Annotated in this window: 12 protein-coding genes, 4 tRNA genes and 1 rRNA gene; all 17 read right to left on the bottom strand. The window is 61.8% G+C overall.

Annotation, left to right across the window (positions count from 1 at the left end):
- Window positions 1-21: 21 nt before the first annotated feature.
- A complete protein-coding gene (rpsG, locus tag CFB49_RS01340) occupies window positions 22-492 on the bottom strand; it encodes a 30S ribosomal protein S7 (RefSeq protein WP_006477195.1) in 471 nt (156 codons plus the stop codon).
- 172 nt (window positions 493-664) lie between these two features.
- Entirely contained in the window at window positions 665-1045 is a 381-nt protein-coding gene (gene rpsL / locus CFB49_RS01335) for a 30S ribosomal protein S12 (RefSeq protein WP_006400662.1), read from the bottom strand.
- Between the two features lie 226 nt (window positions 1046-1271).
- Window positions 1272-3119, bottom strand: coding sequence for a DNA helicase RecQ (gene recQ / locus CFB49_RS01325; protein ID WP_089490585.1), 1848 nt, complete (start codon window positions 3117-3119; stop codon window positions 1272-1274).
- A gap of 277 nt (window positions 3120-3396) precedes the next feature.
- Window positions 3397-7638 carry a DNA-directed RNA polymerase subunit beta' gene (gene rpoC, locus CFB49_RS01320; RefSeq protein ID WP_069620879.1) on the bottom strand — a complete coding sequence of 1414 codons (4242 nt, stop codon included), beginning with the start codon at window positions 7636-7638 and terminating at the stop codon, window positions 3397-3399.
- A 21-nt stretch (window positions 7639-7659) separates the two neighbouring features.
- Window positions 7660-11766, bottom strand: coding sequence for a DNA-directed RNA polymerase subunit beta (gene rpoB / locus CFB49_RS01315; protein ID WP_069620878.1), 4107 nt, complete (start codon window positions 11764-11766; stop codon window positions 7660-7662).
- Window positions 11767-12147: 381 nt separating this feature from the next.
- Window positions 12148-12522, bottom strand: a complete 375-nt coding sequence (gene rplL, locus CFB49_RS01310) for a 50S ribosomal protein L7/L12 (protein WP_006477198.1) — start codon at window positions 12520-12522, stop codon at window positions 12148-12150.
- A gap of 63 nt (window positions 12523-12585) precedes the next feature.
- On the bottom strand, window positions 12586-13083 hold the full coding sequence (gene rplJ / locus CFB49_RS01305) for a 50S ribosomal protein L10 (RefSeq protein ID WP_069620877.1): 498 nt from the start codon (window positions 13081-13083) through the stop codon (window positions 12586-12588).
- 308 nt (window positions 13084-13391) lie between these two features.
- Entirely contained in the window at window positions 13392-14090 is a 699-nt protein-coding gene (gene rplA, locus CFB49_RS01300) for a 50S ribosomal protein L1 (protein ID WP_034209724.1), read from the bottom strand.
- Window positions 14091-14522 (bottom strand): 50S ribosomal protein L11, encoded by a 432-nt coding sequence (rplK, locus tag CFB49_RS01295; RefSeq protein ID WP_006477201.1) that lies wholly within the window; start codon window positions 14520-14522, stop codon window positions 14091-14093.
- Between the two features lie 141 nt (window positions 14523-14663).
- Window positions 14664-15221: a transcription termination/antitermination protein NusG gene (gene nusG / locus CFB49_RS01290; RefSeq protein ID WP_006400672.1), complete on the bottom strand. Its 558-nt coding sequence runs from the start codon at window positions 15219-15221 to the stop codon at window positions 14664-14666.
- Between the two features lies 1 nt (window position 15222).
- Window positions 15223-15603 (bottom strand): preprotein translocase subunit SecE, encoded by a 381-nt coding sequence (secE, locus tag CFB49_RS01285; protein WP_006482892.1) that lies wholly within the window; start codon window positions 15601-15603, stop codon window positions 15223-15225.
- 42 nt (window positions 15604-15645) lie between these two features.
- Window positions 15646-15721, bottom strand: a tRNA-Trp gene (locus CFB49_RS01280).
- Window positions 15722-15780: 59 nt separating this feature from the next.
- Window positions 15781-16971: an elongation factor Tu gene (gene tuf / locus CFB49_RS01275; RefSeq protein WP_006482910.1), complete on the bottom strand. Its 1191-nt coding sequence runs from the start codon at window positions 16969-16971 to the stop codon at window positions 15781-15783.
- Window positions 16972-17038: 67 nt separating this feature from the next.
- Window positions 17039-17113 (bottom strand) — tRNA-Thr (locus CFB49_RS01270).
- 22 nt (window positions 17114-17135) lie between these two features.
- Window positions 17136-17209: transfer RNA gene (locus tag CFB49_RS01265), tRNA-Gly, on the bottom strand.
- A gap of 43 nt (window positions 17210-17252) precedes the next feature.
- Window positions 17253-17338: transfer RNA gene (locus tag CFB49_RS01260), tRNA-Tyr, on the bottom strand.
- 1769 nt (window positions 17339-19107) lie between these two features.
- Window positions 19108-19220: ribosomal RNA gene (gene rrf, locus CFB49_RS01255) — 5S ribosomal RNA — on the bottom strand.
- Window positions 19221-19229 lie beyond the last annotated feature (9 nt).

Genomic DNA, 19229 nt, shown 5'->3' with positions numbered 1-19229 from the left:
GCAAACAGCCCAGCCAGGCGCTTAGAAACGGAAATGCGAGAACGCGCGGTTGGCTTCTGCCATGCGGTGAACTTCGTCGCGCTTCTTCATCGCGCCGCCACGGCCTTCGGCCGCTTCGGAGAGTTCACCTGCCAGGCGCAGGGCCATCGACTTCTCGCTGCGCTTCTTCGCAGCCTCACGCAGCCAGCGCATCGCCAATGCCATACGACGCGACGGGCGCACTTCGACCGGAACTTGATAGTTGGCACCACCAACGCGACGGCTCTTCACTTCGACCACCGGCTTCACGTTGTTGAGCGCAACCGTGAACACTTCCAGCGGGTCCTTGCCACCCTTGGTCTGGATCTGTTCGAATGCGCCATAAACGATGCGCTCTGCGACCGACTTCTTGCCGGACAGCATCAGCATGTTCATGAACTTGGCAACATCAACGTTACCGAACTTCGGATCCGGCAACACTTCCCGCTTGGGGACTTCGCGACGACGCGGCATGATTCTTCCTTTACTTGTTCAGTTGGAGCTGGATCCAGCTCCGCGGCCACCAACAAACCCGATCACATCTTCACGACTAACCAGCTTGGCCGGGTGACCACTTACTCGACAGCACCGGCAATCCGGCACTCCCGCCTTGACCGCCCTGCGGCGATCCCTGATCAAAAACTGCTTACTTGGCAGCCTTTGCACGCTTCGCGCCGTACTTCGAACGCGCTTGCTTACGGTCCTTGACGCCCTGGGTATCCAGCGAGCCGCGAACCATGTGGTAACGCACACCCGGCAAGTCCTTCACACGGCCGCCGCGGATCAGCACAACCGAGTGTTCCTGCAGGTTGTGGCCTTCACCGCCGATGTACGAAATCACTTCGAAGCCGTTCGTCAGACGAACCTTGGCGACCTTACGGAGTGCCGAGTTAGGCTTCTTCGGCGTCGTCGTGTACACACGGGTGCACACGCCGCGACGCTGGGGGCAGTCCTGCAGGGCCGGGCTCTTGCTCTTCGTCGTTTCCGACTGACGGCCTTTGCGAACCAGTTGGTTGATGGTTGGCATTGTTTATTCCTGAAATTGAACAAAATCTGCACATCGATTTCGGGCAAAGCGAGAATCGACGCACAGTTGACTTCCGAACCGGCGAATCGGGTGCGAACTGTCGAACGCGACTCGGCCCACCGAATACCGGAACCCAGCATGATATTGCGGAAATGCCAACTAAGTCAACGGCTTGCGTGATTTGCCGGCCGATCGCGTGGTTTACAGCAGGGGTCGGAACGCTGTGTCAGGCCGATTCGACGACGTCGATGATCTCGTCGCCGAAGCGCTCGAGCTTGCGCACGCCCATGCCGGGGATATGGCGCAGGTCCTCGATCGTCTCCGGCGCGTTGCGCGCGATTTCGGCGAGCGTCGCGTCGTGAAAGATCACGTAGGCCGGCACGCCGTCCGTTTTCGCGGTTTCCGCGCGCCAGGCGCGCAGCGCGTCCCACCGTGCGCGCTCGCGGGCGCCCATGCCGGCCGTCGGATCGACGCGCGTGCCGCTGCGGCTCGACGACTGGCGCGTGCGCTGCGGCTTCACGTAGCGACGCAGCGTGACCTTTTCCTCGTTCTTCAGCACCGGCTTCGCGGCCTCGGTAAGCACCAGTGCGCCGAAGCCGCCATGATCGACGGCCAGGTAGCCGTACGCGACCAGTTGCCGGAAAATCGCGCGCCACTCGGGCTCGGACAGCGCTGCGCCGATACCGAACGTGCTCAACTGGTCATGGCCGCGCTGCAGCACCTTCTCGGTGCGGCCGCCGCGCAGGATCTCGATCAGATGGCTCGCGCCGAAGTTGAAGCCACTCGCGCGCTGCGCGCGGAACACGCACGACAGCGCCATCTGCGCCTCGCGCGTCGCGTCCCATGAATCGGGCGGCTCGAGACACGTGTCGCAGTTGCCGCACGGCTGGCTCGCCTCGCCGAAGTAGTTCAGCAGCCGCACGCGGCGGCACGAGATCGTCTCGCACAGCCCGAGCAGCGCGTCGAGCTTCGACGTCTGCACGCGCTTGTGCGCGTCGTCCGCATCCGACTCGTCGATCATCTTGCGCTGCTGGACGACGTCGCCGAGGCCGTACGCCATCCACGCGTTCGCCGGCATCCCGTCGCGGCCCGCGCGGCCGGTTTCCTGGTAGTAGCCTTCGACGCTCTTCGGCAGATCGAGGTGCGCGACGAAGCGCACGTCGGGCTTGTCGATGCCCATCCCGAACGCGATCGTCGCGCACATCACGATGCCTTCCTCGCGCTGGAACATTTCCTGGTGCTTCTGCCGCACCTCGAACTCCATTCCCGCGTGATACGGCAGCGCGCGCACGCCCTGCGCCTTCAGCCATTCGGCCGTTTCCTCGACCTTGCGGCGCGACAGGCAATAGACGACGCCGGCGTCGGTCGTGCCGTCTGTATTCGTGTGCTCGGCGCGGATGAAGTCGAGCAGTTGCGAACGCGCGTTGTCCTTTTCGACGATCCGGTAGCGGATGTTCGGGCGATCGAAGCTCGACACGAACACGCGCGCGTCGTCGAGTGCGAGACGATGGATGATCTCGTCGCGCGTGATCGCATCGGCGGTGGCGGTCAGCGCGATGCGCGGCACCGACGGGAAGCGCTCGTGCAGCACCGACAACTGGATGTATTCCGGGCGGAAATCGTGCCCCCATTGCGACACGCAGTGCGCTTCGTCGATCGCGAACAGGCCGATCTTTGCGCGCTCGAGCAGGTCGAGGAAGCGGCCCGTCATCAACCGCTCCGGCGCGACGTACAGCAAATCGATCTCGCCTTCGCGCAGCGCGCGCTCGGTGGCCGCGGCCTCGGCACCCGACAGCGTCGAATTCAGGTAGGCCGCGCGCACGCCGACTTCGCTCAACGCGGCGACCTGGTCCTGCATCAGCGCGATCAGCGGCGACACGACGATGCCGGCGCCCTCCCCGGCCTCGCGGCGCAGCAGCGCGGGAATCTGGTAGCACAGCGACTTGCCGCCGCCGGTCGGCATCAGCACGAGGCAATCGCCGCCGCCGGCGACGTGCTCGACGATCTCGCCCTGCTGGCCGCGAAAGGCGGAGTAACCAAAGACTTCGTCGAGTATTTCGAGGGCGCGGGACATGAATGAGACCAGGGACGGCTAAGCGATGACCGCAATTTTAACAACCCGCTCGCGCGACGCGTGGCGAATCGCACGATGTTGGCCATTCGGTCAGGGTTCGTTCGCGTGCGTCACGGGCCTGTCGCGGTCATGCCGAAGGCGATCGCGGGGCATGCGCCGGCGCGGCACAGGCACGTCATGCGCGGGAACGAAGGATGAAAAAAAACCGCCCGGCAGAACCGGGCGGTTTCGGCGACAGCGATGATAGCAAGGCAACGCGGCTTGCGCCGCGCCGCGCTTACTCGGCTGCCGGGTGTTGCGGCTCTTCCGCCGGCGCGCTCGGCGTGCCGAAGTCGAATGCCTCTTCCGCTGCGATCTGGTCGAAACGCTCGCGATCCGACGATTCCTTCGCCTTGCGTGCCTTGTGGAACGCGAGACCCGTACCGGCCGGAATCAGACGGCCGACGATCACGTTTTCCTTCAGGCCGCGCAGATCGTCGCGCTTGCCCATGATCGCCGCTTCGGTCAGCACGCGGGTCGTTTCTTGGAACGATGCCGCGGAGATGAACGAGTCGGTCGACAGCGACGCCTTCGTGATACCGAGCAGCACGTTGTCGTACGAAGCCGGACGCTTGCCCTCGGCGATCATGCGATCGTTCTCGTCCAGCATGTCGGAACGTTCGACCTGTTCGCCCGGGATGAAGCGCGTATCGCCGTTGTCGGTGATCTGCACACGACGCAGCATCTGGCGAACGATCACCTCGATGTGCTTGTCGTTGATCTTCACACCCTGCAGACGGTACACGTCCTGGACTTCGTCGACGATGTAGCGCGACAGCGCCTCGATACCCTGCAGACGCAGGATGTCGTGCGGATCGGCCGGACCGTCCACGATCATTTCGCCCTTGTTGACGACCTGGGCATCGTGAACCAGAACCTGCTTTTCCTTCGCGATCAGGAACTCGTGCTGGTTGCCCTCGAGGTCCGTGATGACGAGACGCTGCTTGCCCTTCGTGTCCTTGCCGAACGACGTCGTACCGGTGACTTCCGCGAGAATGCCGGCATCCTTCGGCGAACGCGCTTCGAACAGTTCCGCCACCCGCGGCAGACCGCCGGTAATGTCACGCGTCTTCTGCGCTTCGGTCGGGATACGTGCAAGCACTTCACCGACCTGCACCTGCTGGCCATCCTTCACGGTGATCAGCGCGCCGACCTGGAAGCCGATCTGCACGGCGTGTTCCGTGCCCGGGATCTTCACTTCCTCGCCGTTCGCGTCGAGCAGCTTCACCTGCGGACGCACGCTCTTCGAAGCCTGCGAACCGCGGCGCTTCACGTCGATCACGACCAGCGTCGACAGGCCGGTCACGTCGTCGATCTGCTTCGCGACGGTCACGCCTTCCTCGACGTTCTCGAACTTCACCGTACCACCGTACTCGGTGATGATCGGGCGCGTCAGCGGATCCCACGTGGCGAGCTGCGTGCCGGCCTTGATGGTCGCGCCGTCGAGCTGCAGCAGCGTCGCGCCGTACGGCACTTTGTGACGCTCGCGCTCGCGACCGAAGTCGTCGGTGATCATCGCTTCGCCCGAACGGGAAATGACGATCTGCTCGCCCTTCGCGTTCGTGACGTAGCGCATCGTCGCCGTGAAGCGGACGATACCGTTGCTCTTCGCTTCGACCGACGAAGCCACTGCCGCACGCGATGCCGCGCCACCGATGTGGAACGTCCGCATCGTCAGCTGCGTGCCCGGTTCGCCGATCGACTGCGCCGCGATCACGCCGACCGCTTCGCCGACGTTCACGAGCGAGCCGCGGCCGAGGTCACGGCCGTAGCAGGCCGCGCACAGGCCGTAACGCGTTTCGCAGGTCAGCGGCGTGCGCACGCGCACTTCGTCGATGCCGAGGCGTTCGATTTCCTCGACCGCCGTTTCGTCGAGCAGCGTGCCCGATTCGTACAGCGTTTCCTGCGTTTCCGGGTTCACGACGTCCGCGACCGCGACGCGGCCGAGGATACGGTCGCGCAGCGCTTCGACGACTTCACCGCCTTCGACCAGCGCCTTCATCGCGACGCCGTTCGACGTGCCGCAATCGTCTTCCACGACGACCAGATCCTGCGTGACGTCGACCAGACGACGCGTCAGGTAACCCGAGTTCGCGGTCTTCAGTGCCGTATCAGCCAGACCCTTACGTGCACCGTGGGTCGAGATGAAGTACTGCAACACATTCAGACCTTCGCGGAAGTTCGCGGTAATCGGCGTCTCGATAATCGAGCCGTCCGGCTTCGCCATCAGGCCTCGCATACCGGCCAGCTGACGAATCTGAACCGCCGAACCCCGGGCGCCCGAGTCGGCCATCATGTAGATCGAGTTGAACGACTCCTGGCGCGTCTCGTTGCCGTCGCGATCGATCACCGGCTCCGTCGACAGCTGCTCCATCATCGCCTTGCCGACCGCTTCCGACGTTGCCGACCAGATGTCGACCACGTTGTTGTAGCGTTCCTGCGCGGTGACGAGACCCGACATGTACTGGCGGTCGTACTCCTTCACCTTCTTCGCGGCGTCGCCGACGATCGTTTCCTTCTGCGGCGGCACGAGCATGTCGTCCACGCAGATCGAGATGCCGGCACGCGTCGCGAGACGGAAACCCGACTGCATCAGCTGGTCGGCAAACACCACCGTCGCGCGCAGACCGCACTTGCGGAACGCCGTGTTGATCAGGCGCGAGATTTCCTTCTTCTTCAGCGGCTTGTTCAGCACCGAGAACGGCAGGCCGTGCGGCAGGATCTCCGACAGGATCGCGCGACCGACGGTCGTCGCGTACAGCGAGATCTTCGGCACGAATTCCGGCGCGCCTTCCGACGTGTCCTCGTTGCGGACCATTTCGGTGATCCGCACGTTGACGCGCGAGGCCAGCTCGACTTCCTTGTTCTCGTACGCGCGGATCACTTCCGACACGCCGGTGAACGACAGGCCTTCGCCCTTGCCGTTGATCGCTTCGCGGGTCGCGTAGTACAGACCCAGCACGATATCCTGCGACGGCACGATCGACGGATCGCCGTTGGCCGGGAACAGCACGTTGTTCGACGCCAGCATCAGCGTACGCGCTTCCATCTGCGCTTCGAGCGACAGCGGCACGTGAACGGCCATCTGGTCACCGTCGAAGTCGGCGTTGAACGCCGCGCAGACGAGCGGGTGCAGCTGGATCGCCTTGCCTTCGATCAGGACCGGCTCGAACGCCTGGATACCGAGACGGTGCAGCGTCGGCGCACGGTTCAGCATCACCGGGTGCTCGCGGATCACCTCTTCGAGGATGTCCCACACCACCGGCGTCTGGTTCTCGACTTCCTTCTTCGCCGCCTTGATGGTCGTAGCTACCCCCATCACTTCCAGCTTGTTGAAGATGAACGGCTTGAACAGCTCGAGCGCCATCAGCTTCGGCAGACCGCACTGGTGCAGCTTCAGCGTCGGGCCGACCACGATGACCGAACGGCCCGAGTAGTCGACGCGCTTGCCCAGCAGGTTCTGACGGAAACGACCGCCCTTGCCCTTGATCATGTCGGCGAGCGACTTCAGCGGACGCTTGTTCGCGCCCGTCATCGCCTTGCCGCGACGACCGTTGTCGAGCAGCGAGTCGACGGCTTCCTGCAGCATCCGCTTTTCGTTGCGGACGATGATTTCAGGCGCCTTCAGCTCGAGCAGACGCTTCAACCGGTTGTTACGGTTGATCACGCGGCGATACAGGTCGTTCAGGTCCGACGTCGCGAAACGGCCGCCGTCCAGCGGCACGAGCGGACGCAGTTCCGGCGGCAGCACCGGCAGCACTTCGAGGATCATCCACTCGGGCTTGATGCCCGAGCGCTGGAATGCCTCGAGGACCTTCAGGCGCTTCGCGTACTTCTTGATCTTCGCTTCCGAGCCGGTGTTCTTCAGCTCGGTGCGCAGCGTCTCGACCTGCTCGTCGATGTTGATCGCGCGCAGCAGTTCACGCACGCCTTCCGCGCCCATCTCGGCACGGAATTCGTCGCCGTATTCCTCGACCTTGTTGTAGTAATCCTCTTCGGTCATGATCTGCCGCGCCTTCAGCGGCGTCATGCCCGGTTCGATCACCACGTACGCTTCGAAGTACAGCACGCGTTCGATGTCGCGCAGCGTCATGTCGAGCACCATGCCCAGACGCGACGGCAGCGACTTCAGGAACCAGATGTGCGCGACCGGCGAGGCCAGCTCGATGTGGCCCATCCGTTCGCGACGCACCTTCGCCAGCGTCACTTCGACGCCGCACTTCTCGCAGATCACGCCGCGGTGCTTCAGGCGCTTGTACTTGCCGCACAGGCACTCGTAGTCCTTGATCGGCCCGAAGATCTTCGCGCAGAACAGACCATCGCGTTCCGGCTTGAACGTACGGTAGTTGATGGTCTCCGGCTTCTTCACTTCGCCGAACGACCACGAACGGATCTTGTCGGGCGAGGCCAGACCGATCTTGATCGCGTCGAAAACTTCTTCCTGTTGGACTTGCTTGAATAGATCGAGCAGAGCTTTCATTGCTTTCTCTCCGTAGTCCGATTAATTGCGGTCGAGATCGATATCGATACCGAGCGAGCGGATTTCCTTCACGAGCACGTTGAAGGATTCCGGCATGCCTGCATCGATCACGTGATCACCCTTGACGAGGTTTTCGTACACCTTCGTCCGGCCGGTCACGTCGTCCGACTTCACCGTCAGCATTTCCTGCAGCACGTAGGACGCGCCGTACGCTTCGAGCGCCCACACTTCCATTTCACCGAAACGCTGACCACCGAACTGCGCCTTACCACCCAGCGGCTGCTGCGTGACGAGCGAGTACGGGCCGGTCGAACGCGCGTGCATCTTGTCGTCGACCAAGTGGTGCAGCTTCAGGTAGTGCATGTAGCCGAGCGTCACGCGACGTTCGAACATCTCGCCCGTGCGGCCGTCGTACAGGCGGACCTGGTTCTTCGACGGGTTCATGCCGAGCTGTTCGGCGATGTCGTCCGGGAACGCGAGGTCGAGCATCTTGCCCATTTCTTCCTCGGTCGCACCGTCGAACACCGGCGTCGCGAACGGCACGCCTTCGCGCAGGTTCTTCGCGAGTTCGAGGATCTCGTCGTCGGTGAAGCTTTCCAGATCTTCCTGGCGGCCCGACTCGTTGTAGATCTTCGTCAGGAACGTACGCAGTTCCTCGATCTTCGCCTGACGCTGCAGCATTTCGCCGATACGCCAGCCGAGGCCCTTCGCGGCCCAGCCGAGGTGGACTTCCAGAACCTGACCCACGTTCATCCGCGACGGCACGCCGAGCGGGTTCAGCACGACGTCTGCCGGACGGCCGTCGGCCATGTACGGCATGTCTTCGATCGGGACGATCTTCGACACGACACCCTTGTTACCGTGGCGGCCTGCCATCTTGTCGCCAGGCTGCAGACGGCGCTTCACCGCGAGGTACACCTTGACCATCTTCAGCACACCCGGCGGCAGTTCGTCGCCTTGCGTGAGCTTCTTGCGCTTCTCTTCGAACGCGAGGTCGAACTGGTGACGCTTCTCTTCGATCGAGTTCTTGATCGCTTCGAGCGATGCCGCTGCTTCGTCGTCCGCGAGGCGGATGTCGAACCAGTGGTAGTGGTCGAGATCTTCCAGGTAAGCCTGGTCGATCTTCGTGCCCTTCGCGAGCTTCTTCGGACCGCCGTTCGCGACCTTGCCCACGAGCATGCGCGCGAGACGCTGGAACGCGTCGCCTTCCACGATGCGCAGCTGGTCGTTCAGGTCGAGACGGTAGCGCTTCAGTTCGTCGTCGATGATCTGTTGCGCACGCTTGTCGCGCTGGATGCCTTCACGCGTGAACACCTGGACGTCGATCACGGTGCCGCTCATGCCCGACGGCACGCGCAGCGACGTGTCCTTCACGTCCGAAGCCTTCTCGCCGAAGATCGCGCGCAGCAGCTTCTCTTCCGGCGTCAGCTGGGTCTCGCCCTTCGGCGTGACCTTGCCGACCAGCACGTCGCCCGCTTCGACTTCAGCACCGATGTACACGATGCCCGATTCGTCGAGACGGCCGAGCTGGACTTCCGCCAGGTTCGAGATGTCGCGCGTGATTTCTTCCGGCCCGAGCTTCGTGTCGCGTGCAACGACGTTCAGCTCTTCGATGTGGATCGACGTGTAGCGATCGTCCGCGACCACCTTCTCCGAGATCAGGATCGAATCCTCGAAGTTGTAGCCGTTCCACGGCATGAACGCGATCAGCATGTTCTGGCCGAGCGCGAGCTCGCCCAGGTCCGTCGAGGCGCCGTCGGCCAGCACGTCGCCGCGCGAGACCTTGTCGCCCATCTTCACGATCGGACGCTGGTTGATGTTCGTGTTCTGGTTCGAACGCGTGTACTTGATCAGGTTGTAGATGTCGACACCGACTTCACCCGCGACCGCTTCGTCGTCGTTCACGCGAATCACGATACGGCCCGCGTCGACGTAGTCGACCACACCGCCGCGGAACGCCTGGACCGTCGTACCCGAGTCGACCGCGCAGGTGCGCTCGATGCCCGTACCGACGACCGGCTTTTCCGGACGCAGACACGGCACGGCCTGACGCTGCATGTTCGAACCCATCAGTGCACGGTTCGCGTCATCGTGTTCGAGGAACGGGATCAGCGATGCTGCCACCGACACGATCTGCGACGGCGCGACGTCCATGTACTGGATCCGATCCGGCGTGACCATCATCGTTTCGCCGGCTTCGCGCGACGACACGAGTTCGTCGATCAGCTGGCCGTTCTCGTCGATCGCGGCGTTCGCCTGAGCGATCATGTAGCGGCCTTCCTCGATCGCCGACAGGTAGTCGATCTGGTCGGTCACCTTGCTGTCCACGACCTTGCGGTACGGCGTCTCGAGGAAGCCGTACTCGTTCAGGTGCGCGTACAGTGCGAGCGAGTTGATCAGGCCGATGTTCGGACCTTCCGGCGTTTCGATCGGGCACACGCGGCCGTAGTGGGTCGGGTGCACGTCGCGGACTTCGAAGCCTGCGCGCTCGCGCGTCAGACCGCCCGGGCCCAGTGCGGAAACACGGCGCTTGTGCGTGATTTCCGACAGCGGGTTGGTCTGGTCCATGAACTGCGACAGCTGCGACGAACCGAAGAACTCGCGGATCGCCGACGAAATCGGCTTCGAGTTGATCAGGTCGTGCGGCATCAGGTTTTCGCTTTCGGCCTGGCCGAGGCGTTCCTTGACCGCGCGCTCGACACGCACGAGACCCGCGCGGAACTGGTTTTCCGCCAGTTCGCCGACGCAACGCACGCGACGGTTGCCGAGGTGGTCGATGTCGTCCACTTCGCCCTTGCCGTTGCGCAGCTCGACGAGGATCTTGATCGTCGCGAGGATGTCGTCGTCCTGCAGCGTCATCGGGCCGACGATCTCGTCACGGCCGACGCGGCGGTTGAACTTCATACGGCCGACCTTCGACAGGTCGTACGCTTCTTCGCTGTAGAACAGACGGTTGAACAGCGCCTCGACCGCTTCTTCGGTCGGCGGCTCGCCCGGGCGCATCATGCGGTAGATCGCGATGCGCGCGGCCGTCCTGTCGGTCGTTTCGTCGACACGCAGCGTCGACGAGATGTACGGACCCTGGTCCAGATCGTTCGTGTAGAGCGTCTGGATGTCCTTGATGCCCGCTTCGCGCAGTTTCTCGAGCACGCTTTCCGTGACTTCGTCGTTCGCGCTCGCGATCACTTCGCCGGTGTCGCCGTCGACGACGTTCTTCGCCAGCACGCGACCGAGCAGATAGTCTTCCGGCACCGAGATGAACTTGGTCTTCGCGGCTTCGAGGTCGCGAATGTGCTTCGCGTTGATCCGCTTGTCCTTCTGGACGATCACCTTGCCATCACGATCCGTGATGTCGAAACGCGCGACTTCGCCACGCAGGCGCTCGGGCACGAACTCGAGTTGCGCGCCTTCGTCCATCAGCGTGAAGTTGTCGAACACGAAGAAGTTCGCGAGGATCTGTTCCGGCGTCAGGCCGATGGCCTTCAGCAGGATCGTGACCGGCATCTTGCGGCGACGGTCGACGCGGAAATACAGGATGTCCTTCGGATCGAATTCGAAGTCGAGCCACGAGCCGCGGTACGGAATGATCCGTGCCGAGAACAGCAGCTTGCCCGAGCTGTGCGTCTTGCCCTTGTCGTGTTCGAAGAACACGCCCGGCGAACGGTGCAGCTGCGAGACGATGACACGCTCGGTGCCGTTGATGACGAACGAGCCCGTCGGCGTCATGAGCGGAATTTCGCCCATGTACACTTCCTGCTCCTTCACTTCCTTGACGACCGGCTTGTTCGGCGATTCCTTGTCGAGGATGACGAGGCGGACCTTCGCGCGCAGCGCGGAGCAGTACGTCAGGCCACGCTGCTGGCATTCCTTGATGTTGAATGCCGGCGAGGACAGCGCATAGCTCACGAACTCGAGGCGCGCGAAACCGTTGTGCGAAACAATGGGAAATACCGATGTGAACGCGGCCTGCAAACCCTCAGGCTTACGTTGCGTCGCGGGCACATCGGCTTGCAGAAACGTGCTGAATGATTCAAGCTGGGTAGCCAGCAAGAACGGAACTTGGTGAACGATGGGGCGCTTCGCGAAACTCTTGCGAATGCGCTTCTTCTCGGTGAAGGAATATTGCATACGATCTCCGAATCACGGCGGGTGCTATCGAGGCGGAATACCTGGACGTTTCAAACCCGAGTGTTCACCGACTGAGACCCGATGGCCGTTCGACGGCTTGAACGAGCCGAGAAGCTTGGTGGTTGGCCGCTACCAACCGCTGGCTGACGGCAGCGGATGCCTGTGTTGCCCGCTACCCGACCAAACTTGCCTTCTGCAGTCGCTTCAGAAGACAAAGAGAACCGCCAGTCGTGAGTGATCCATCACAACGATCAGGCGGTTTTCTTTGGCTTCTGGGGCCGATTATTCGGGCTCCCGAATGAGTGCCAGAATAACGACCCCACAAAGCACAAAAAGGCCGGCGGTGAAAATACCGCCAGCCTTCGCACAGCGCGCCGAAACTTACTTGACTTCGACCTTCGCGCCAGCTTCTTCCAGCTTCTTCTTGGCTTCTTCAGCAGCAGCCTTGTCGACGCCTTCCTTGACGGGCTTCGGTGCACCGTCAACCAGGTCCTTCGCTTCCTTCAGGCCCAGGCCCGTCAGTTCGCGAACGGCCTTGATGACCGAAACCTTGTTGGCGCCGGCTTCAGCCAGGACGACCGTGAATTCGGTCTTCTCTTCTGCTGCAGCAGCTGCGCCGCCGCCTGCCGGGCCAGCGACTGCCACTGCAGCTGCCGACACGCCAAACTTCTCTTCGAACGCCTTGACCAGTTCGTTCAGTTCCAGAACGGTCATCCCTTCGACTGCTGCCAGGATGTCTTCTTTTGCGATTGCCATTTGAAATACTCCTAAATTGAATTCGGATACAGCCAGCGATCAGTAACGCTGATGCACGTTCGCTTACGCAGCTTCCGCTTGCTTCTTCTCGGCCAGCGCGGCGAGAGCACGCGCGAAGCCCGAAACAGGCGATTGCATAACGAACAGCAGCTTCGAGAGCAGTTCTTCGCGGCTCGGGATGCTTGCCAGCGCTTGCACGCCAGCCTTGTCCATCACCTTGCCATCGAACGAACCAGCCTTGATGACCAACTTTTCATTGCCCTTGCTGAAGTCGTTGACGACCTTAGCAGCGGCAATTGCATCTTCCGAGATGCCGTAGATCAGCGGACCAGTCATCTGCTCTGCCAGCGGAGCAAACGGCGTACCTTCGACGGCGCGACGCGCCAGCGTGTTCTTCAACACGCGCAGGTAAACCTTCTGCTCACGCGCTTGCGCGCGCAGCTTGGTCAGATCGCCAACCGCAATTCCACGATACTCAGCCAGCACAACGGTCTGGGCCTTCGCGACTTGCGCGGAAACCTCAGCGACGACGGCTTGCTTGTCTTCTCTATTAAGCGGCACGGTTAGCCTCCAGAAACGATACGTCCGGCGCGGCCGGTATGACCGGAACCTCACGTACCTCGTTCAACAACGGCGTCCGACCTCGTTAGGAGTATTTCCACCTCACGCCGCGAATCGCTTCTCGGCCTGCGGCTTCACCACTGCAAAACTTTTTCGGGTTCGCCATCTGCGTTGGCTTGAATTAAGGGATCGCCTGACTGCTGCGCCCCACCAACGGTCTTTGATAACCGGTTGTTCGCCTTGCTGCACGAACAACCGCCCAAAGCCCATATAGGCCGCTTCGCGAGCGAGGCGGCCCGAATACTTGCTTACTGTGCTGCCAGCGTAGCCTGGTCGACACGCACGCCGACGCCCATCGTGCTCGACAGTGCGATCTTGCGCAGGTACACGCCCTTGCTCGTTGCCGGCTTTGCCTTCTGCAGCGCGTCGATCAGCGCCGACAGGTTCGAACGCAGCGCGGTCGGCTCGAACGATGCACGGCCGATGGTCGCGTGGATGATACCGGCCTTGTCGACACGGAATTGCACCTGACCAGCCTTCGCGTTCTTGACGGCGGTTGCGACGTCCGGCGTGACCGTACCGACCTTCGGGTTCGGCATCAGGCCGCGCGGGCCGAGGATCTGGCCGAGCGTACCGACGATACGCATCGTGTCCGGCGAAGCGATCACGATGTCGAAGTCCATCTGGCCAGCCTTGATCTGCTCGGCCAGGTCTTCCATGCCGACGATTTCCGCGCCTGCTGCACGCGCCTGCTCGGCCTTTTCGCCTTGCGCGAACACGGCAACGCGAACCGACTTGCCCGTACCTGCCGGCAGAACGACCGAACCACGAACGACCTGGTCCGACTTCTTCGCATCGATGCCGAGCTGGACTGCGACGTCGATCGACTCGTCGAACTTCGCGCTCGCGCATTCCTTCACGAGGCTCAGTGCGTCTTCGATCGCGTACAGCTTCTGACGGTCGACCTTGGCGGCAAATGCCTGACGGCGCTTGGAGATCTTAGCCATTTACACGCCCTCCACAGTGATACCCATCGAGCGTGCGCTACCAGCGATGGTGCGAACGGCTGCGTCCAGATCAGCTGCCGTAAGGTCCGGCATCTTGGTCTTCGCGATTTCTTCGGCTTGAGCGCGCGTGATCGAACCGACCTTGTCGGTGTGCGGCTTGCTCGAGCCCTTGTCCACCTTGGCCGCCTTCTTGATCAGGACGGTTGCCGGCGGCGTCTTCATCACGAACGTGAAGCTCTTGTCAGCGAATGCCGTGATGACCACCGGCACCGGCAGACCCGGCTCCATGCCTTGAGTCTGCGCGTTGAACGCCTTGCAGAACTCCATGATGTTCAGGCCGCGCTGGCCCAGTGCCGGACCGACCGGCGGCGACGGGTTGGCTTTACCTGCAGGGATCTGCAGCTTGATAAAGCCGATAATCTTCTTTGCCATTTGAAACCTCATTGGAACGCCGGAGAAGGCGTTCGGTGAGTGATAACGCGCTTTCGCCGCTGGCTACTGACGCTCCTCAACGACCATGACGCGGGCCGTAAGCGCGAAGGTGGGCAGCCGAGGCTGCCCACCGAATCGGGATCAAACTTTTTCGACCTGACCGAACTCGAGTTCGACCGGGGTAGAGCGGCCAAAGATGGTGACCGACACACGCACGCGCGATTTCTCGTAGTTGACTTCTTCGACGGTGCCATTGAAGTCCGTGAACGGGCCTTCCTTGACACGCACCATCTCGCCGACCTCGAACAGGGTCTTCGGGCGCGGCTTTTCGACGCCTTCCTGCATCTGCGACATGATCTTCTCGACTTCCTTCGGGGAAATCGGGGTCGGGCGGTTACGCGCACCGCCGACGAAACCGGTGACCTTCGCGGTGTTCTTCACGAGGTGCCACGTTTCGTCCGTCATTTCCATTTCCACCAGCACGTAGCCGGGGAAGAAACGACGCTCGGTCACAGCCTTGTGGCCGCCTTTGACTTCGACCACTTCTTCGGTCGGAACCAGGATCTGACCGAATTTGTCCTGCATGCCAGCACGTTCGATGCGCTCTTGAAGCGCGCGTTGCACGCTCTTCTCCATACCGGAGTAGGCGTGCACGACGTACCAACGCTTTCCGCTCGGGGATGCCGGAGTATCGCTCATATCATTTCCAACCCAGAATCGCCGAGAAAATCACCCATTCGATCGATTTGTCACTCAACCAGAGGAAAATCGCCATCACGAGCACGAAACCGAACACGACGAGTGTGGTTTGCGTTGCTTCCTTGCGGGTGGGCCATACGACCTTACGGACTTCCTTGTACGAATCCTTGGCAAACGCGATGAGGCTCTTGCCAGGGGCGGACATCAGCCCGACGGCCACGCCGGCGATGATACCTACCGCCAACGCGGCACCGCGGACGTACCACTGCTGATTGGCCAGCCAGAAGAAGCCCACGAATCCGGCCAACACCAGCAATACGCCCAGGGCCAGCATCAGCTTATCGCCGGAGGTATTTACAGTTTCGACGGATGGATTCGCCATAACACCTTAAAACAAATGCCACGTGGGACACGTGGCGATTTTTGGCAGGGGCAGAGGGAATCGAACCCCCAACCTTCGGTTTTGGAGACCGACGCTCTGCCAGTTGAGCTATACCCCTAAACCATGCTGGGGCCGGCTGATGCCAGCCCCAAAACTGTCGATCAACGAATAACTGGCTTACTCGATGATCTTGGCGACGACGCCGGCGCCGACCGTACGGCCGCCTTCGCGGATCGCGAAGCGCAGACCTTCTTCCATCGCGATCGGAGCGATCAGCTTCACCGTGATCGACACGTTGTCGCCCGGCATCACCATTTCCTTGTCCTTCGGCAGCTCGATCGAGCCCGTCACGTCCGTCGTACGGAAGTAGAACTGCGGACGGTAGTTGTTGAAGAACGGCGTGTGACGGCCGCCTTCGTCCTTGCTCAGCACGTACACTTCTGCCGTGAAGTGCGTGTGCGGCGTGATCGAACCCGGCTTCGCCAGAACCTGGCCACGCTCCACGTCTTCACGCTTCGTGCCGCGCAGCAGGATACCCACGTTGTCGCCTGCCTGACCTTGGTCCAGCAGCTTGCGGAACATTTCCACGCCCGTGCAGGTCGTCTTCACCGTCGGCTTGATACCGACGATTTCGATTTCCTCGCCGACCTTCACGATGCCGCGCTCGACGCGACCCGTCACCACCGTACCGCGGCCCGAGATCGAGAACACGTCTTCCACCGGCATCAGGAACGCGCCGTCAACTGCACGCTCCGGCGTCGGGATGTACGTGTCCAGCGCGTCGGCCAGGCTCATGATCGCCACTTCACCCAGCTCGCCCGTGTCGCCTTCCAGCGCCAGCTTGGCCGAACCCTTCACGATCGGCGTGTCGTCGCCCGGGAAGTCGTACTTCGACAGCAGTTCGCGAACCTCCATCTCGACCAGCTCGAGCAGTTCAGCGTCGTCCACCATGTCGCACTTGTTCAGGAACACGATGATGTACGGAACGCCAACCTGACGCGCCAGCAGGATGTGCTCACGCGTTTGCGGCATCGGGCCGTCTGCTGCCGAGCAAACCAGGATCGCGCCGTCCATCTGCGCTGCGCCCGTGATCATGTTCTTCACATAGTCAGCGTGGCCCGGGCAGTCGACGTGTGCGTAGTGGCGGTTAGCCGTTTCGTACTCGACGTGTGCCGTGTTGATCGTGATGCCGCGCGCCTTTTCTTCCGGTGCCGCGTCGATCTGGTCGTACGCCTTCGCTTCGCCGCCGAACTTCTTCGTCAGAACCGTCGTGATCGCTGCCGTCAGCGTCGTCTTGCCGTGGTCAACGTGACCAATCGTACCAACGTTCACGTGCGGCTTGGTCCGCTCAAACTTTTCCTTGGCCATTTTCAACTCCCAAAAGGAATTTCACAGGTTGCGCCGCGCGCAAACAAGACACTGACTTTTTTACTGCTGGTGCCCATGGGCAGGATCGAACTGCCGACCTCTCCCTTACCAAGGGAGTGCTCTACCACTGAGCCACATGGGCGCTACGCTTCAACTTAGCGGTCTGGAGCGGGTGAAGGGAATCGAACCCTCGTCGTAAGCTTGGAAGGCTTCTGCTCTACCATTGAGCTACACCCGCATGGGCCACTAACGATTCCTTACCGCTCACTGCGCTGATATCTTGGTGGAGGAGGTTGGATTCGAACCAACGTAGGCGTAAGCCAACAGATTTACAGTCTGCCCCCTTTAGCCACTCGGGCACCCCTCCGTAGAGAACTGACGATTATGGGGGTGCATCGCACTCCTGTCAAGCACATCCGGAAGATTATTTTCACTTTCTTCCCGACTTCCGCTTTCCGCCGATCCCTGCCCTCGCCCGGCTAAGGCAAGCGCGAGATGTTGCCGACCGGCGCCACATCTTCGTCAGACTCCGCCTTCAACGCCGATCTGCATCTGCGCTAAAAACGAAAGACCGCCATCATACGGCCTCTTTCGCACAATGCCAAGCGGGTAGACACAAAATTTCGGCAAATTTCGTGCCGGGCGGGTTTGGAGAGCCGGCTGGCGGTTGTCCACGGGAGCGTCGACGGTGCTTCCGGCGCGGAATAGACGCTCTGCGGCCGGCACTGCAGGCAGCCTGACCTCAATGCTGGGGCTCGTGTATGGACCAGAACTTCGCCCTTCTGGCGATTGCAGCAAGCCGGCTCCATCACCGAATTCGGACGCTCCTTGCTGTGTTCGATAGCTTCATTGGAACGCACGATTCCGTGTGTGGTCGCTCTCCTACGCCAGTACAAGCCTCTAGGCGCCCGCTTGGCCCGCAGCGACATTCTTCGCGGTTGCAACTGCACGTGCCACGGCTCCGGCAAGCACCCCGGTGCCGCACGAGCCCGGTCAGGGAGGTTCGACGCACGTTCTGGCTGACAGCGTCACCGCGGAGCCCAAGAGCATGCCTGGCGCCTGGGGCGCGTCAACAGTTGAAGGCATCACTCGATGCCGGGGTACGCGGGTTCGGGATTTCGCCGGCTAGGGCGCGCACAACCGATGAATCGGCACGTGCCGGTCCGACGACGTCCCGCAGGATGAATCCGGCGATTCTGCAGGCCCCTGCGATGCTCACAGCCGCTACTCGGCGACGACGTGCGTATAGGTCCAGCCGCCTCCATAACCTCACTGCCGCCGCATCGAGTAGTCCTTACGCTCGGCGACCCCACGCCCCTTCGTGGAAACCGCCTAACATCAGCGGCCGGCTTATCGCAGCAAATCTTCGCAAACAGTCGATATCGCTACTATTCGTGTTCCGCACCCGCCTCGCCCGGTTGAACGCGACTATCCGTGCCGGATTCGACGCAAGCGCCTTTGCCGTACCTCACGCACCCGGAGCCGTTATAAAGCCGATATATGGCGGCAGAGCATCGACATCCAGCATGCGCTGTCCGGCAATGCTCAGCTGGCGCGGGATCAAGGCCAAAACACGATGCACCAGCTTTCGCTTGCCCGAGACTCTCCATTCGACGATCCGGATACGATACGCGCCGAACGCCGCCAGGCGTCGGCGCAGGCAGCACATAATTCACGCCTACGGGTGATGAACGAGACCACGTAGGTGGTGGAGCCCATTCACGCATCGAGGAAATCTACGCGTTACAGGACGGTCAATGACAGACATCGAAAGGAACCGCGCCGATTTTTGATCTTGTCCGAGCCGCTATACGCGTACGGCGCTGCCCCCTTGGTCCGATCGCTTTGATCGAAGATGGAGCAGAGACGAGGTGGCGGGTGCAGGAAGCGGAAGGCGGGTCACGCAATCGCGCTTGTCGATATGCGTTTGCGAGAGCAAATCGCGATTTGATCGAAGATACGATCAATAATCGGTGGAATCGCCGAAGATGGAAGCGAGTAGAAGAGTTTGATGCTGCAATGGTTTGCCGCAGAGGAGCCCGGCGTACGTCGCCTCGGAACGCTTCGCCACATGCTTTTGAGGACGCCGAAATGCAAAAACCCCCGCCTTTCGGGCGGGGGTTTCTGGCTTAGGGAGCCTGACGATTACCTACTTTCACACGGGAATCCGCACTATCATCGGCGTAGAGTCGTTTCACGGTCCTGTTCGGGATGGGAAGGGGTGGGACCGACTCGCTATGGTCATCAGGCAAAGAGGG

This window comes from Burkholderia sp. AU17457 (assembly GCF_002223255.1).
Classification (GTDB): Bacteria; Pseudomonadota; Gammaproteobacteria; order Burkholderiales; family Burkholderiaceae; genus Burkholderia; species Burkholderia sola.
The sequence above is the reverse complement of the archived record's forward strand: the minus strand, read 5'-3'. Positions and strand labels throughout refer to the sequence as shown.

Excerpts from the sequence above, each read along its gene's own strand:
- secE (WP_006482892.1), bottom strand. The coding sequence starts at position 15,603 with ATGGCGAATCCATCCGTCGAAACTGTAAATACCTCCGGCGATAAGCTG.
- rplK (WP_006477201.1), bottom strand. The coding sequence starts at position 14,522 with ATGGCAAAGAAGATTATCGGCTTTATCAAGCTGCAGATCCCTGCAGGT.
- tuf (WP_006482910.1), bottom strand. The coding sequence starts at position 16,971 with ATGGCCAAGGAAAAGTTTGAGCGGACCAAGCCGCACGTGAACGTTGGT.
- rplA (WP_034209724.1), bottom strand. The coding sequence starts at position 14,090 with ATGGCTAAGATCTCCAAGCGCCGTCAGGCATTTGCCGCCAAGGTCGAC.
- recQ (WP_089490585.1), bottom strand. The coding sequence starts at position 3,119 with ATGTCCCGCGCCCTCGAAATACTCGACGAAGTCTTTGGTTACTCCGCC.
- nusG (WP_006400672.1), bottom strand. The coding sequence starts at position 15,221 with ATGAGCGATACTCCGGCATCCCCGAGCGGAAAGCGTTGGTACGTCGTG.
- rpoB (WP_069620878.1), bottom strand. The coding sequence starts at position 11,766 with ATGCAATATTCCTTCACCGAGAAGAAGCGCATTCGCAAGAGTTTCGCG.
- rpoC (WP_069620879.1), bottom strand. The coding sequence starts at position 7,638 with ATGAAAGCTCTGCTCGATCTATTCAAGCAAGTCCAACAGGAAGAAGTT.
- rplL (WP_006477198.1), bottom strand. The coding sequence starts at position 12,522 with ATGGCAATCGCAAAAGAAGACATCCTGGCAGCAGTCGAAGGGATGACC.
- rpsG (WP_006477195.1), bottom strand. The coding sequence starts at position 492 with ATGCCGCGTCGTCGCGAAGTCCCCAAGCGGGAAGTGTTGCCGGATCCG.
- rpsL (WP_006400662.1), bottom strand. The coding sequence starts at position 1,045 with ATGCCAACCATCAACCAACTGGTTCGCAAAGGCCGTCAGTCGGAAACG.